Below are 15,649 nucleotides of genomic sequence, written 5' to 3' on the forward strand. Positions count from 1 at the left end.
AGTGCGCAGGCCAGAAACGACAAGGGCGCCTATTTGGCGCCCTTGTCGTATGCGGAGTGCTTAGCTTACTTCCCGGTCCAGCGTTTCAGTACCAGGGTGGCGTTGGTGCCGCCGAAGCCGAAGCTGTTGCTCATTACGGTGTTCAGCGTGACGTTTTCCTGGGTCTTGCGGACGATCGGTAGATCGGCCACTTCAGGATCCAGTTCTTCGATGTTGGCCGAGCCGGCGATGAAGTTACCTTCCATCATCAGCATGCAGTAGATCGCCTCTTGCACGCCGGCGGCGCCCAGGGAATGGCCGGACAAGCTCTTGGTCGAGCTGATCGGCGGCGCCTTGTCACCGAACACAGCGCGTACGCCCTTGATCTCGGCAACGTCGCCGACCGGGGTGGAAGTGCCGTGGGTATTCAGGTAATCGATCGGGCCTTCGACGGTGGCAAGCGCCTGCTGCATGCAGCGGATCGCGCCTTCACCGCTCGGGGCGACCATGTCGTAGCCATCGGAAGTGGCGCCGTAGCCGACGATTTCCGCATAGATCTTGGCGCCGCGCTTGAGCGCGTGCTCCAGTTCCTCGACCACCACCATGCCGCCACCGCCGGCGATGACGAAGCCGTCACGCTTGGCATCGTAAGCGCGCGAGGCTTTTTCCGGAGTGTCATTGTACTGGGTGGACAGGGCACCCATGGCATCGAACAGGCAGCTCTGGCTCCAATGTTCTTCTTCACCGCCGCCGGCGAAGACCACGTCCTGCTTGCCCAGCTGGATCTGCTCCATGGCCTGGCCAATGCAGTGGGCACTGGTGGCGCAAGCAGAGGAGATCGAGAAATTCACGCCTTTGATCTGGAACGGCGTGGCCAGGCAGGCGGATACCGTGCTGCCCATGGTGCGGGTCACGCGGTATGGGCCGATGCGCTTGACGCCTTTCTCGCGCAGGGTGTCGATGGCTTCCATCTGGTTGACGGTTGAGGCGCCGCCGGAGCCGGCGATCAAGCCCGTGCGCGGGTTGGAAACCTGCTCCGGGGTCAGGCCGGAATCCTTGATCGCCTGTTCCATCGACAGGTAGGCGAATGCCGCGGCGTCGCCCATGAAGCGGTAAACCTTGCGGTCGATCAGCTCTTCGAGGTTCAGGTCGACCGAACCGGAAACCTGGCTGCGCAAGCCCATTTCGGCATAGGACGGGTTTTTGCGGATACCGGCACGGCTAGCGCGCAGGTTGGCGGAGACGGTGTCTTTATCATTGCCCAAGCAGGAAACGATGCCCAGACCGGTGATCACGACGCGACGCATGCGGATAACCCTTAGAAATTGTCAGTGGAAGTGAACAGGCCGACGCGCAAACCTTCGGCACTGTAGATCTCGCGGCCATCGACGCTAACGGTGCCATCGGCGATAGCCAGGACCAGCGAGCGGTTGATGGTGCGTTTGATTTGAATGTTGTAAGTGATTTTCTTGGCCGTCGGAAGTACCTGGCCGAAGAATTTCACTTCACCCGAGCCCAGTGCGCGACCGCGGCCCGGGTTACCTTGCCAACCCAGGTAGAAACCCACCAGTTGCCACATGGCATCGAGGCCCAGGCAGCCCGGCATTACTGGGTCACCTTCGAAGTGGCAGGCAAAAAACCACAGATCCGGGTTGATATCGAGCTCGGCAACCAGTTCACCCTTGCCATATTTGCCGCCGGTCTCACTGATGTGAGTGATGCGATCAACCATCAGCATGTTGGGGGCGGGCAATTGCGCATTACCTGGGCCGAATAGCTCGCCGCGACTGCAGCGCAGCAGATCTTCCCGGGTAAAAGCGTTTTGTTTGGACATGCGAGCTCCTCAATAATCCCCGTGCGGCAGGGCTAAGCGAATCATCTAAGCTGGCCCGGCGCGAAGGGCGTCGTTGGCAGCCTAGTCGTAGACTGTTGCGTTGTGGTGAAAGTCACAGCGTAGCGAGCGCAATTGTGCACCAGTTTCGCTGACGCTCGTCGCAACAGTTAGGCCCTAGCACTTTGCGCCAGGCTAGCTTGGAGCACTTTAACACTCCTGGCCACTCACCAAAGGTCGGGGTGGTAGCCAGCGTTGCAGTACCCGCTGCAGGTCGGCTCGTTTGAACGGTTTGGCCAGGTAGTCGTTCATCCCGGCTAGCAGGCAAGCCTCGCGGTCACCCTGCAGGGCATTGGCGGTCAGCGCAATAATCGGCACCTCGGCGCGGCCCGCTAATTGACGAATCTGCCGTGTTGCCTCGTAACCGTCCATTACCGGTAGTCGGCAATCCATCAGAATGGCGGCGAAGCTATAGCGCTCGACACTGTGCAGCGCCTGGGCGCCGTCGCCAACCAGGCTGACCCGATAACCGAGGCTGCGCAACATGGCCTCGATGACCGTTTGGTTGACCGGGTTGTCCTCGACCAGCAGGACTTCTTGGCCATTCCCGCTGATGCTGTCTTGCGCTGCCCGGTGCAGGGGGGCGGGAGCCTGCTGGCAAAAGGGTAGGGGGATTTCCAGGGTGAAGATCGACCCGCGACCCTCATGGCTCTCGGCCCGCAGGGTGCCGCCCATGCGCTCGGCCAGAGTGCGGGCGATGGGCAGGCCGAGTCCGGTGCCGCCATAGCGCCGGGAGATCGAGGTGTCGGCCTGCTGGAACGCATCGAACATGTGCTCCAGACGTTCAGGTGAAATACCTATACCGCTGTCATGCACCGCGCAGCTGAACCAGAGCACCTCGTTGTCGAGCGCTTGCCAGCGGGTCTCGATGCGGATGCTGCCGTCTTCGGTGAATTTCAGCGCGTTGCCCAAGAGGTTGACCAGAATCTGCCGGATACGCGTGGGGTCGCCCCGTACCTCGAGCTGTTCCAGGCCGGCCTGAGTGTCCAGTTGCAGCTCCAGGCCACGTTGTTGTGCGCTGTGCTGGAATACCTGCGCCGAGCCTTGGATCAGTTCCAGCAGGCTGAACGGGATGCGTTCCAGCTCCAGCGCGCCGCGTTCGATGCGTGAGAAGTCGAGAATGTCGTTGATCACCTTCAACAGATGCTCGGTGGACTCGGCCGCCAGCGCCGAGTATTCCGCTTGCTCGTCGGTCATCTCGGTAGTTTCCAGCAGTTGCAGCATGCCCAGCACGCCATTCATCGGGGTGCGCAGTTCGTGGCTCATCATCGCCAGGAAGTCTGACTTGGCGCGGTTAGCCTGTTCGGATTCTTCACGTGCCTTGATCAGTTGGGCGATGGCTTGCTGCTGCTCGTGGCTGGCCTGCTCGAGCCCGCTGGCCAGATTATTGATGTGCCGTGCCAGGTCGCCCAACTCACCGTCGTCGACTGCCGGCAACGCCGTGCGGTAGTTGCCGGCCTGGATGGCTTCCACGGCTTCGCCCATGGCGCTGATCGGCTGCGACAGCCGACGCGCCAAGCGGCGCGCCAGCAGAAAGGTCAGCAGCAGGGCAAACACCGCCAGCACCGTGGCTTTCAACAGAATCACCTGCTGGCGGCTGCTGAACGCATCGTTAGACATGCCGACCACGACGCGGCCGAGATAATCGTTGCCGAGTTGGCTGATGCTGTCGTTGGAGGAGTGCAGGAGTTCGTTGTCCAACGCGATGCGTTGCAGACGGATCGGCGCGTGAAACACCTCGACCTGCGGGCTGCTCTGGCTACTGGGCTGCTCGATATACACCAGGATCTTGTCTTCGCGGTCGCGGACCTCGAGGAAACGCACATGCGGGGTACTCAGGGTGGCTTGCAGCAAGGTGTCCAGCACCTGCAGGTTACCGGCGATGACGCCGTACTCAGTGGCCGGGGCGAGCTGATTGGCGATCAGTTGGCCGTTGTGGTTCAGCTCCTGACGCAGATCCTGCAGGCGCACAAAGGTGAAAAAACCGGTCAGCAGCAGGGTCAGCAACAGGGCCGGGCCAACGCTGATCAGCTGCGTGCGGGTGTGGATGTCCCAGCCTCGGCGCAGGTTCATGGGATCTTCTCGCCTGCAGCCAATTGCCGCGTCAGTTCAGCGTCGTCGGCCAGTTCGCTGCCCAAGGCGCGACTGAGGGCGCGCAGTGCCGAGCGGTCGGCGCCACCACTGAGCACTACTGCGGCGGCCCAGAGTGGTGCGGCGAACAGCAGGCAGCCACTGAGCAGGCAGCAACTTAGTAGATAGCAACCTAGTAGGGATAAACGGCGCATCCGTGGGCCTCGTGGGGAGTTCGTCCTTGAGAAGTTATAACGCATCCTGGAACTCTAACCGCACACTGAAATACAGCCCTTGACCTTTGCCGCAGAGCTGTGTACGCCGGGTCGGCGCGTGCTTGTCTAAGCCAATGTGCATGAAACAACCTTGTTCAGGCTGAGGATTGCGGCATGTTAACCGAGCCGAGCGGTTTTGCCTGTTGGCAGCTGAGCAAGCTCGGGTAATTCTGCTTAATTTAAACCTGTCTGGGGCAACGCCGTCGCTCAGGACTGGCTGCTGGCCGGTCGCACCGTATAATGCCGGCAGACCGCCATGCGCAATGGCTCAATACGGATGTGTTATGACTGAACAGCAACCCATCGCGGTGCTAGGTGGCGGGAGCTTCGGCACCGCGATTGCCAATCTTCTGGCCGAGAACGGCCAACGTGTGCAGCAGTGGATGCGTGATTCCGAGCAGGCTGAAGCGATCCGCGTCAATCGTGAGAATCCGCGTTATCTCAAAGGCGTGAAGATTCACCCAGGTGTGGAACCTGTGACCGATCTGGCCGCCAGCCTGGCAGCCTGCGAGCTGGTGTTTGTCGCGCTGCCCTCGAATGCTTTGCGCACTGCGCTGCAGCCGTTTGCCGAGCAGCTGGCAGGCAAGCTGCTGGTGAGCCTGACCAAGGGCATCGAGGCGCAGAGCTTCAAGCTGATGAGCCAGATTCTTGAGGATATTGCCCCGCAGGCCCGCATTGGCGTGCTGTCCGGGCCCAACCTGGCGAGAGAAATTGCCGAACATGCGTTGACCGCCAGCGTGATCGCCAGCGAAGACGATGCGCTCTGCCAGCGTGTGCAGGCCGCCTTGCACGGCCGCACTTTCCGGGTTTACGCCAGTGGCGATCGCTTTGGTGTCGAGCTGGGTGGTGCGCTGAAAAACGTCTACGCAATCATTGCCGGCATGGCAGCGGCGCTGGGGATGGGCGAGAACACCAAGAGCATGCTGATCACCCGCGCGCTGGCGGAGATGACCCGCTTTGCCGTCAAGCTGGGTGCCAATCCGATGACGTTCCTGGGCCTGGCCGGGGTCGGCGATTTGATCGTCACCTGTTCGTCGGCGAAAAGCCGCAATTATCAGGTCGGCTTTGCTCTGGGCGAGGGCTTGAGCCTGGAGGAAGCGGTTGCGCGCCTCGGTGAAGTCGCGGAAGGAGTCAATACCCTCAAGGTGCTCAAGGCCAAGGCCGAAGAACTGCAGATCTACATGCCGCTGGTCGCGGGTCTGCATGCCATTCTTTTTGAGGGGCGTACGCTGGCCCAGGTGATTGAACTGCTGATGCGCGCCGAGCCGAAGACCGATGTCGACTTTATCCCTACCAGTGGTTTTTAAGGGCCCATCGAACTAATCCAACTGCGCTCTGGCACCTGGGTTCGCCCTGCGCGGGAATGCCGGATAATGACTGCTTCAAATAGCCGCTAAACTTTTTCGGGTAAGTTATCGGATTTACCCCGCGTTCCACACAAAGGGAGCTGCGGCGTTTTGCCGGGCTACCTAAACCAATCCAGTCGAATAAGGAGATTCCCATGAGTGAACCCACTGACGAGTTGCAGCGCGAGTCGATTTTGCTGCGCATTCTGTGGATGCTGCTGTTCAGCATGGTCTGGCAAGTGGCTGAACTGCTGCTCGCTGGCACTGTGTTGCTGCAGCTCGGGTATCGCTTGTTTTACGGCGCGCCGAACGCCGGCCTGCTGACGTTTGGCGACAGCCTGAGCCAGTATCTGGCGCAAATCGGTCGGTTTGGCACCTTCAATAGCGACGAGAAGCCCTGGCCGTTCGCCGATTGGCCGACCGCCCAGGCCGCGCAAGGTGAAGCTGCCCACAAAGTGCCCGCGGCGCCGCACCCGGTGCACGATGAAGAGCCCAAGCTTTAGTGCGCTGTCCCAAAAATAGCTGTTCAATTTTGGCGGCGTCTTTTGCCGCCATACTGTGTTGCCACTCCTCGCCATAGCTGGGCTATGACTCGTCGCGGCGTCTTGTCTGGCAACAAAATCCACTCGCCAACTCTTGAACGTATTTCAGAGACAGAACACTTGAGCGGGGAGCATAAACAGCCATGAGGCTTTGGTTATTACGCCACGGTGAAGCAGAGCCACAGGCGCGCACTGATGCCGAGCGAGCCTTGACCAAGCGCGGCCGCAAGGAAGTGCTGCAGAGTGCCGCCCAACTCAGTGGGCGGCCGATTAGCGCGATTCTTGCCAGTCCATACGTGCGAGCGCAGCAGACCGCCGAACTGGTCCGCGAGGCGGTGGGTTTTGCCGCGGCGATCGGCACCGCACCCTGGCTGACGCCCGACAGTGACCCGTGTGAGGTGCTGCGCTATCTGGATGAGCGTGGCGAGGCCGAGCTGTTGCTAGTCAGCCACCAGCCCCTGCTCGGCGATCTGGCAGGGCTGCTGATTCACGGCCATCGCCAAGAGCCGTTACCGATGCGCACGGCCAGTCTGGCCGAGTTGGAGGGTGATTTTCCGGCTGCCGGACTGATGGATTTACTGGCGCTGGTGCATCCGCAGCACGGCTAAAAGCCAACTACACACCGAAACATTTCTCTACTTGCGCCTCGTCTGTGTGCGTGGAATAGTCCGGCCAAGCAAGTGCTTGGTTGTTTCCCCACAAGAAGAATAAGGAGGAGGCCCTGTGGCTAATGCTGTCCGTTTGCCGCTCGAGGTGTTTTACGAGCGTGAAGCCCGTCACCCGCATAAACACTACCTGGTGCAGCCCCTTCCCGGCGGACAGCTACAAGAGCTGAGCTGGTCGGATGTGGGCGATCAAGCACGCCGCGCGGCCAACTGGTTGCGCAGGCTGGAGCTGCCGCAAGGCAGCCGCATTGCGCTGGTTTCGAAGAACTGTGCGCACTGGATCATCGCCGATCTGGCGATCTGGATGGCCGGCTACGTCTCGGTGCCGCTCTACCCGAATCTGACCGCCGACTCGGCGCGGCAAGTGCTGGAACACTCCGAGTCGGCCCTGGTCTTCGTCGGCAAACTGGACGATTGGCCGGCGATGGCCGCGGGGGTGCCCGAGGGCATCCGCACCGTGGCCTTGCCGCTGCACCCAGAGGGGCAGTTCGATCTGCACTGGAGCGAGCTGCAGGCCTGCACGCCGATCCGCGACAACCCAAGCCCGGCAGCCGATCAGCTCGCCACCATCATCTACACCTCGGGCACCACCGGCACACCGAAAGGGGTGATGCACAACTTCAGTAACTTCGCCTTCGCCGCCGCCCATGGTCTGCAGTTGTTCGAGGCGTCGGAAGAGGATCGGCTGCTCTCCTACCTGCCGCTCTGCCATGTCGCCGAACGCATGTTTGTCGAACTGGCCTCGATCTATGGCGGACAAACCGTATTCTTCGCCGAAAGCCTGGAAACCTTTCTGGACGATCTGAAGCGTGCGCGGCCGACCCTGATGTTTGGCGTGCCGCGCATTTGGACCAAGTTCCAGATGGGGGTGTACGCCAAGATGCCGGCCGCGCGTCTCGACTTCCTGCTCAAGCTACCTATCCTCGGCAAGCTCATCGGGCGCAGGGTGCTCGCTGGGCTGGGGCTGGATGCCGTGCGCTATGCCCTGTGTGGTGCGGCGCCGGTGCCGGAGGCGCTGCTCGATTGGTACCAGCGCCTGGGGCTCGACGTGCTCGAGGTGTATGGCATGACCGAGAACTGCGGCTACTCGCATATTTGCCGCAAAGGTAAGGCCAAGGCCGGCTGGATTGGCCAGGCCAGCCCGGGTGTTGAAGTGCGGATCAGCGAGCTGGGCGAAGTGCTGGTGCGCAGCGCCGCGACTATGCAGGGCTATTACAAGGACCCGGAAAGGACCGCAGAAGCGCTGACCGAGGATGGCTTCTTACGCACCGGCGACAAGGGCGAACAGAACGCCGACAGCTATCTGCGCCTGACCGGGCGGATCAAGGAAATCTTCAAGACCAGCAAGGGCAAATATGTGGCCCCGGCGCCGATCGAGAACCGCTTGGCGGTACATTCGCGGATCGAGCAGGTCTGCGTGGTCGGCGACGGCATGCCGCAGCCGTTGGCGCTCTGTGTGTTGTCCGAAGCCGGGCGACAGGAATCGGCGAACGGCTCGCGTGTGGAGCTGGAAGCTAGCCTCAAGGCGTTGCTCGACGAGGTGAACGGCGCACTCGACAAGCATGAGCGGCTGGGCGGGCTGATTTTGCTCAAAGAGGTCTGGGCGGTCGATAACGGCTTCCTGACCCCAACCCTGAAGATCAAGCGCAATGTGGTGGAAGGCGCCTACGCTGGACGTTTCCAGGAGTGGGCCGAACGCCGTGAGGCGCTGGTTTGGCATGATTGATCCGAGGAGCCGGTATGAGCTTATGGCGCAGTACTCCAGATTTGGAGCAGCTCAATAGTTTTCAGAAGAACACCATTGGGGAGCTGTTGGATATTCGCTTCGAAGCCTTCGATGACGAGTCCATCAGCGCCAGCATGGTGGTCGATAAGCGCACTCATCAGCCCTATGGCCTGCTGCATGGTGGCGCTTCGGTGGTGCTGGCGGAAACTCTCGGCTCCATGGCCAGCTACCTGTGTATCGACAGTTCTAAGTTCTACTGCGTGGGGCTGGAGGTCAACGCCAACCACCTGCGCGGTCTGCGTAGCGGCCGGGTGACGGCGGTCGCACGGGCGATACATCTGGGCCGCACCACGCATGTCTGGGATATCCGCCTGAGCGGTGACGACGGTAAGCCCAGCTGCATCTCGCGGCTGACCATGGCGGTTGTGCCGTTGGCTGAGCGGCCGCCAAAGGTTTGAGTGCCGATGGCCGGACTGTCACCCTTCCTGGCAGTTACGGTCATTGCCGCAGGGGCGCGGCTTGCGGACAATCGGTCGGGTTTTCCTGACGGATGTGTGTGTATGCAGCAGCAGGTGTTTTTTGCCCATGCCAATGGCTTTCCCTCGGCCACTTACGGCAAGTTATTTGCCGCCTTGGCGCCGGACTATCAGGTGCAGCACTTGCAGCAGCACGGCCATGACCCGCGCTTCCCGGTCAATGATAACTGGGGCAACCTGGTCGACGAGTTGCTGCATCATCTACAGGCGCAACCCGAGCCGGTCTGGGGCGTCGGGCATTCGCTGGGCGGGGTGCTGCATTATCACGCCGCCCTGCTGCGTCCAGAGCTTTACCGTGGCGTGGTGATGCTCGACTCGCCGGTGCTGACCCTGGCCGACCGCCTTGTCATTCGCGCGGCCAAGCGCTTTGGTTTTATCGACCGTATCACCCCGGCCGGACGCACCCTGGGTCGCCGCGAAGAATTCGCCGACCTGGCGCAAGCGCGTAGCTATTTTTCCGCCAAGGCGCTGTTCCGCCGTTTCGATCCGGAATGCCTGGATGCCTATGTGCAGCACGGGCTGCACAGCACTGGCGAGAGCCTGCGCTTGCGTTTCGATCCGGCTACCGAGATCAGCATCTACCGCAGCGTGCCGCATACCAGCCCGGGGCGGCCGCAGCAGCTCAAGGTGCCGTTGGCGATGATTCGTGGGCGCCATAGCCGCGTGGTGCTGCCGCACCACACCCGGCTGATTCGGCGGGTGCCGCAGGGCGAATACCTGACATTGCCCGGCGGCCATATGTTCCCACTGGAGCGCCCGCAGGACACCGCCGAGTTGCTGAAGCAACTCTTCAGCCGCTGGGATGGCCGCAGGGCCGAGCAGGAGTGCGCATGAACCTACCCTTCGAAGAAGTCCGCCTGAGCCTGCCGCACATCGAACTGGCGGCCCATGTGTTTGGCCCGCTAGATGGTCAGCCGGTGCTTGCCCTGCACGGTTGGCTGGATAACGCCATGAGCTTCGCCCGCCTGGCGCCCAAGCTGGAAGGGCTGCGCATCGTGGCGCTGGATTTTGCCGGGCATGGCCATTCCGATCACCGCCCGGCGGGGGGCGGCTATGCGCTGTGGGATTACGCCCACGATGTGCTGCAGGTCGCTGAACAGTTCGGTTGGCAGCGTTTTTCTCTGCTCGGTCACTCCATGGGCGCGATTGTTGCGGTGTTGCTGGCGGGGGCGATGCCGGAGCGAGTCGAGCGCCTGGCCCTGATCGACGGGCTGATCCCCTACACCGGCGAAGCCGAGACCGCGCCGGAAAAACTCGGCGAAGCGCTTAAGGCGCAGCTGGCCTTGGCCGGCAAACGCAAACCGGTGTACGAGAAGTTTGAGCGAGCGGTGGAGGCGCGCATGAAGGGCGTCGGCGCGGTGACCCGCGAAGCCGCCGAACTCTTAGCGCAGCGCGGCTTGATGCCGGTGCCTGGTGGTTACACTTGGCGCACCGACAGCCGCCTGACCTTGCCATCGCCCCTGCGCCTGACCCGCGCCCACACCCAGGCGTTTATCCAGCGCTTGAGCTGCCCGGTCAGCCTGGTGTTGGCCGAGCAGGGCATGCTGCTGGAACAACCGCGGTTTACCGACATGCTCAAGGGCTTGCCGTTCGAGCTGCATCAACTGGCTGGCGGGCACCATCTGCATCTGGACGACGAGGCGGGTGCCCAGGCCGTAGCAGACTGTTTCAATCGGTTCTTCGCCGTGCCTTGACTTGCCCGGGCCAACTGGGGAGGCTGAGCGGATTGCCACAGGGCAGCAGAGAGGGAGGAGAGACGCATGATCGACCTGTACACCGCCGCTACCCCCAATGGCCACAAGGTTTCCATCGCGCTTGAAGAACTCGGCCTGCCTTACCAGGTGCAGGTGCTGAGCTTCGACAAGCAAGAACAGAAGACCCCGGCGTTTCTGAAGATCAATCCCAACGGGCGGATTCCGGCCATCGTCGATCGGGGCAACGACAATTTTGCGGTGTTCGAGTCCGGCGCCATCCTCATCTACCTGGCCGAACTGACCGGGCAACTGCTGCCGCAGGATGTCAAAGGCCGCTCGCGGGTGATCCAGTGGTTGATGTTCCAAATGGGCGGCGTCGGCCCCATGCAGGGCCAGGCCAATGTGTTTTTCCGCTATTTCCCGGAGAAGCTCCAGGGTCCGATCGACCGCTATCAGCACGAAACCCGCCGCCTCTACGAAGTGCTCAATACCCGCCTGAGTGAGGTGGAGTACCTGGCCGGGGAGTACAGCATTGCCGACATCGCCACCTTCCCCTGGGTGCGCCTGTATGACTGGGCCGGGGTGTCGGTCGAGGGGCTGGAGCATCTGCAGCGTTGGCTCGCGGCCATCGCCGAGCGGCCGGCGGTGCAGCGCGGTTTGCTGGTACCGAAACCCATGGAAGAGGACGCCGAAAAACTGGTGAAGTCCGCGCAAAGCATCCTGGTTCGATGAGGAACTGTATGCGGCTGTTGGGTGTTCTCAGCTTGCTTATGCTCAGCGGCACGCTGCTGGCCGCCGACTTGCCCGGTAGCCATGACCTCGAGGTGTTAGCGCGTTTCCCGCGCGCGCAGATCGTCGATTTTCGTGAGGCCGGCGCGCAGGAGCGGATCTATCCGCTGGGCTCGATCCGCCGGATCAGCGGCCAGTTACGCTTCGAGCGGGAAGTGCCGACCCAAGGGCAACTGCGTTCGGTGACTTACGAACTCCCCCGCGAACACTCCTCCGGGCAGGCCTTCAACGCGGCCCGCGAAGCCTTGCAGGCGCAGGGCGCCGAGTTGTTGTACTGGTGCGAGAGCCGTGACTGCGGCTCCAGCAGCCTGTGGGCCAACTCGGTATTCGGCAACGCCAAGCTGTATGGCGCCGACGATCAGCAGGCGTACCTGTTGCTGCGCCTGGCCGAGCCACGGCAGGACAGCCTCGTGGCGCTGTACAGCATCACCCGCGGCAACCGCCGGGCGTATCTGCATGTCGAACAGCTGGACGCCGCAGCGCCACTCGGCGAGTTGTTACCCAGCCCAAGCACCTTGCTCCGCCAGTTGAAAAGCACCGGCGAGTTGGTCCTGCCGAAGCTGAATGCCGAGCCGCTAGCGCCTTGGGTCGAGTTGCTTGCGCGCAGTCTGAACCTGGATAGCACCTTGCGCGTCAGCCTCTCCGGGGCCAAGGCGGAGGCCTGGCGCGAAGCCCTGATCGCGCAAAGGGTGCGAGCTGCGCGGCTGGAGTTGGATGCGGCTGGGGGGAGCGGCTTGCTTTTGAAGGTGTTGCGTTAATTGATTCGTTAACCTATTGCGGTATCTGTAGGCTGGGTAGAGCGCAGCGAAACCCAGCAAGTGGACATTCAACGCTGCCGTGCTAGAGCCTCCCTCTCCCCCAGCCCCTCTCCCGGTGGGAGAGGGGCGACGAGCAGGCTCCGCACTCGCATGAATTAATAAACTAAGCAAACAGGTCACTAGAGCTGTTTCTTCCTCTTTTGCATGGAGCACGTACATGCCCAATAACGACCGCTTACTGGTGCAGATTCTGCTGCTGGCGCTGCTCGGTGCCAGCCTCTGGGTGCTGGCACCGTTTTGGTCGGCGCTGTTCTGGGCTGCCGTACTGGCATTCGCCAGTTGGCCGCTGATGACCCTGCTAACGCGCTGGCTGGGCGGGCGCGCGGCCATGGCCGCAGGTTTGCTCACCTTGGGCTGGATGGTCTTGGTGGCGGTGCCGCTGGTGTGGCTGGGCTTTAACTTGGCGGATCATGTCCGTGATGCGCTGAATCTGTTCAAGGATCTGCAAGTGCAGGGCCTGCCGCAGCCGCCCGAATGGCTGGCGGCTATGCCGCTGGTGGGCGAGCGTCTAGTCGGCCTGTGGCAGGCCATCGATCAGCAGGGCACGGCCTTCTTCGCGAGCTTGAAACCCTATATGGGCCAGGTGGGTAATTGGCTGTTGGCGCGTAGCGCGCAGATTGGCGGTGGCGTTCTGGAGCTGGCGCTGAGTTTGGTCCTGGTGTTTTTCTTCTACCGCGACGGCCCGCGGATGGCCGAGCTGGTCCAGAGTGGCCTGCAGCGACTGATCGGCGAACGGGCAGAGCACTATCTCGAGCTGGTGGCCGGCACCGTGCAGCGCGTGGTCAATGGGGTGATAGGTACTGCTGCGGCACAGGCTGTGCTGGCGCTAATCGGCTTTTGGATCGCCGGGATTCCGGGGGCGTTGGTGTTGGGTATTCTCACTTTCGTCTTCAGCCTGATTCCCATGGGCCCGCCGTTGGTGTGGATTCCGGCCACCGCCTGGTTGGTGTGGCAGGGCGACTACGGTTATGCCGTGTTCCTGGGGATCTGGGGCATGTTCATCGTCAGTGGCGTGGACAACGTGCTCAAGCCTTACCTGATCAGCCGGGGTGGCAACCTGCCGTTGGTGGTCGTGCTGCTGGGGGTCTTCGGTGGTTTGCTCGCGTTCGGCTTTATGGGCCTGTTCCTCGGCCCGACCTTGCTGGCGGTGGCATTCAGCCTGGTGACTGACTGGGTGGCCAACCCGCGCAAGGAAGAGGCGCCGCCCAAGCCTTAGTCCGTTCGGTTTACGGGTTCACCGATCCTGGTCTGTAGGCTGGTGTAGAGGCGCTTTTTAGCCGAAACCCAGCCTGGGTTTCGTGATTTGCTTCACTCCCGCTCTATTCGCATCGCGCAGCTCTAGCTCCTGCACCCGTGATGCTCCCGGCCGCTTGCTGGCGGCCCGCTACGACGCCCGACAGGCTGGGTCTTTACGCCTTCTTTACGCCGCTCCCGACCTCTTCGTCTCGTTCCTTTACGCCACCCAGCGGAGAATTTCTCCCAAGCGGAAAAACCGCGCAAAGGAGAGAAATTCCATGACCGTTCTGGATTGGTTGTCCCTGGCTATGGCCACGGGACTGTTCATTTATCTACTGACGGCGCTGCTGCGCGCCGATCGTTCCTAGGAGTAGTCATGAACAGCCAAGATATTCTGCTGATTCTGGCCTTCCTGGCGCTGGTGCTAGTGTCGGCGCCCTTCCTAGGGCGCTTCTACTACCGGGTGATGGAGGGGCAACGGACCTTTCTGTCGCCTGTACTGGGGCCGGTGGAGCGTTTCTGCTACCGCGTAGCCGGCGTCGACGAGCAGTCCGAGCAGGACTGGAAGACCTACTGTCTGGCGCTGCTGGCCTTCAACCTGGCCGGTTTCGTGCTGTTGTTCGCCATCCTCATGCTGCAAGGCATGTTGCCGCTCAACCCGCTGAAACTGTCGGGCCTGGAATGGACCCTGGCGTTCAACACCGCGGTGAGCTTTGTCACCAACACCAACTGGCAGGCCTATAGCGGCGAAGCCGCGCTGAGTTACTTCAGCCAGATGGTCGGCCTAGGCGTGCAGAACTTCGTCAGCGCCGCCACCGGCCTGGCCGTACTGGTCGCGCTGTGCCGCGGCCTGACTCGCCGCTCGAGTAATAGCTTGGGTAACTTCTGGGTCGACCTGACTCGCGGCACGCTCTACGGCTTGCTGCCGCTGTGCCTGCTGCTGGCACTGTTCCTGGTTTGGCAGGGCGTGCCGCAGACCTTTGCCGAGTACGTCAACGCCGTCACCCTGCAGGGTGCCGACCAGGTCGTGCCGCTCGGCCCGGCAGCCAGCCAGATCGCCATCAAGCAGCTCGGTACCAACGGCGGCGGCTTCTTCGGTGTCAACTCCGCGCACCCGTTCGAGAACCCCACGGCCTGGAGCAACCTGTTCGAGCTGGCCTCGATCATCCTGATCCCGGCCGCGCTGGTGTTCACCTTCGGCCACTACGTCAAGGACCTGCGCCAGAGCCGCGCCATCCTGGCCTGCATGCTGGTGCTATTTATGCTTGGCCTTGGCGCCGCGTTGGTCGCCGAGTACCAGCCGAACGCCGCCCTGGCCGGTTTGCCGATTGAGCAGAGCGGTTCGCTGGAAGGCAAGGAGAGCCGTTTCGGCGTCACCGCCTCGATGCTCTGGGCCGCGACCACCACCGCTGCGTCAAACGGTTCGGTGAACGCCATGCACGACAGTCTGAGCGCCATTGGCGGCATGGTCCCGATGATCAACATGATGCTTGGCGAAGTGATCTTCGGCGGCGTCGGCGCGGGTCTGTACGGCATGCTGTTGTTCGTCCTGATCGCGGTGTTCCTTGCCGGTTTGATGGTGGGTCGTACCCCGGAGTACCTCGGCAAGAAGCTGGAGGCCAAGGAAGTGCGCCTGTTGGTCGCCACCTTGCTGGTGATGCCGGTCGGCGTGTTGGTGCTTGGCTCCTTCGCCGCGACTCTGCCTGGGCCGCTGGCCTCGGTGACAAACCCCGGCCCGCATGGTTTCAGCCAACTGCTCTATGCCTATACCTCCGGCGCCGCCAACAACGGCTCGGCCTTCGGTGGCTTCGGCTCCAACACGCCGTTCCACAACCTGATGATCGGTCTGGCCATGCTTATCGGTCGCTTCGGCTACATCCTGCCGGTACTGGCCATTGCCGGTAGCCTGGCGGCGAAGAAGACCGCACCGCTCGGCCCCAACAGCTTCCCCACCCATGGCCCGCTGTTCGTCACCTTGCTCACCCTGACCATTCTGCTGGTCGGTGGCTTGACCTTCCTGCCGGCCCTGGCCCTGGGCCCGCTGGCCGAACAACTGAGCATTGGCTTCTAAGGAATGATTGA

General features: G+C 62.1%; 16 protein-coding genes. 12 read left to right on the top strand and 4 right to left on the bottom strand.

Translation table 11 applies throughout. The features are described from left to right. Nucleotides 1–65: 65 nt before the first annotated feature. From fabB to FFS12_RS03355, 4 genes are all read right to left on the bottom strand, one after another. Nucleotides 66–1,286: a beta-ketoacyl-ACP synthase I gene (fabB, locus tag FFS12_RS03340; RefSeq protein WP_137885512.1), complete on the bottom strand. Its 1,221-nt coding sequence runs from the start codon at nt 1,284–1,286 to the stop codon at nt 66–68. Between the two features lie 11 nt (nt 1,287–1,297). Then, entirely contained in the window at nt 1,298–1,813 is a 516-nt protein-coding gene (fabA, locus tag FFS12_RS03345; RefSeq protein WP_119955353.1) for a 3-hydroxyacyl-[acyl-carrier-protein] dehydratase FabA, read from the bottom strand. A 207-nt stretch (nt 1,814–2,020) separates the two neighbouring features. Next, a complete protein-coding gene (locus FFS12_RS03350; protein WP_137885513.1) occupies nt 2,021–3,943 on the bottom strand; it encodes an ATP-binding protein in 1,923 nt (640 codons plus the stop codon). Further along, complete coding sequence (locus FFS12_RS03355) at nt 3,940–4,155, bottom strand: hypothetical protein (RefSeq protein WP_137885514.1); 216 nt, start codon at nt 4,153–4,155, stop codon at nt 3,940–3,942. Before FFS12_RS03355 ends, FFS12_RS03350 begins: the two co-directional genes overlap by 4 nt. A gap of 344 nt (nt 4,156–4,499) precedes the next feature. Between FFS12_RS03355 and FFS12_RS03360 the strand changes: the two genes are divergently transcribed. From FFS12_RS03360 to kdpA, 12 genes are all read left to right on the top strand, one after another. Then, nucleotides 4,500–5,522, top strand: coding sequence for an NAD(P)H-dependent glycerol-3-phosphate dehydrogenase (locus FFS12_RS03360; RefSeq protein WP_137885515.1), 1,023 nt, complete (start codon nt 4,500–4,502; stop codon nt 5,520–5,522). Nucleotides 5,523–5,716: 194 nt separating this feature from the next. Continuing rightward, the gene (locus FFS12_RS03365; RefSeq protein WP_137885516.1) at nt 5,717–6,064 is read left to right on the top strand and encodes a DUF4389 domain-containing protein; all 348 of its coding nucleotides are present in this window, start codon (nt 5,717–5,719) and stop codon (nt 6,062–6,064) included. A gap of 182 nt (nt 6,065–6,246) precedes the next feature. Next, nucleotides 6,247–6,711, top strand: a complete 465-nt coding sequence (gene sixA, locus FFS12_RS03370; protein WP_137885517.1) for a phosphohistidine phosphatase SixA — start codon at nt 6,247–6,249, stop codon at nt 6,709–6,711. Between the two features lie 115 nt (nt 6,712–6,826). Continuing rightward, a complete protein-coding gene (locus tag FFS12_RS03375; protein ID WP_137885518.1) occupies nt 6,827–8,494 on the top strand; it encodes an AMP-binding protein in 1,668 nt (555 codons plus the stop codon). Between the two features lie 14 nt (nt 8,495–8,508). Then, nucleotides 8,509–8,952 (top strand): hotdog fold thioesterase, encoded by a 444-nt coding sequence (locus FFS12_RS03380; protein WP_137885519.1) that lies wholly within the window; start codon nt 8,509–8,511, stop codon nt 8,950–8,952. Between the two features lie 102 nt (nt 8,953–9,054). Then, nucleotides 9,055–9,864, top strand: coding sequence for an alpha/beta fold hydrolase (locus FFS12_RS03385; RefSeq protein WP_137817219.1), 810 nt, complete (start codon nt 9,055–9,057; stop codon nt 9,862–9,864). After that, on the top strand, nt 9,861–10,724 hold the full coding sequence (locus tag FFS12_RS03390) for an alpha/beta fold hydrolase (RefSeq protein WP_137885520.1): 864 nt from the start codon (nt 9,861–9,863) through the stop codon (nt 10,722–10,724). The genes FFS12_RS03385 and FFS12_RS03390 overlap by 4 nt, the downstream gene beginning before the upstream one ends. A 66-nt stretch (nt 10,725–10,790) precedes the next feature. Beyond that, nucleotides 10,791–11,456 (top strand): glutathione S-transferase family protein, encoded by a 666-nt coding sequence (locus FFS12_RS03395; RefSeq protein ID WP_137885521.1) that lies wholly within the window; start codon nt 10,791–10,793, stop codon nt 11,454–11,456. Nucleotides 11,457–11,464: 8 nt separating this feature from the next. After that, the gene (locus FFS12_RS03400) at nt 11,465–12,271 is read left to right on the top strand and encodes a DUF4892 domain-containing protein (RefSeq protein WP_137885522.1); all 807 of its coding nucleotides are present in this window, start codon (nt 11,465–11,467) and stop codon (nt 12,269–12,271) included. A gap of 217 nt (nt 12,272–12,488) precedes the next feature. Further along, nucleotides 12,489–13,547, top strand: coding sequence for an AI-2E family transporter (locus tag FFS12_RS03405; protein ID WP_137885523.1), 1,059 nt, complete (start codon nt 12,489–12,491; stop codon nt 13,545–13,547). A gap of 298 nt (nt 13,548–13,845) precedes the next feature. Further along, nucleotides 13,846–13,935 (top strand): K(+)-transporting ATPase subunit F, encoded by a 90-nt coding sequence (locus FFS12_RS03410; protein ID WP_119955337.1) that lies wholly within the window; start codon nt 13,846–13,848, stop codon nt 13,933–13,935. A gap of 8 nt (nt 13,936–13,943) precedes the next feature. Continuing rightward, nucleotides 13,944–15,638, top strand: a complete 1,695-nt coding sequence (kdpA, locus tag FFS12_RS03415; protein ID WP_137885524.1) for a potassium-transporting ATPase subunit KdpA — start codon at nt 13,944–13,946, stop codon at nt 15,636–15,638. The last annotated feature ends 11 nt before the right edge of the window (nt 15,639–15,649 follow it).

The organism is Pseudomonas sp. 2FE, assembly GCF_005503735.1.
GTDB lineage: Bacteria > Pseudomonadota > Gammaproteobacteria > Pseudomonadales > Pseudomonadaceae > Aquipseudomonas.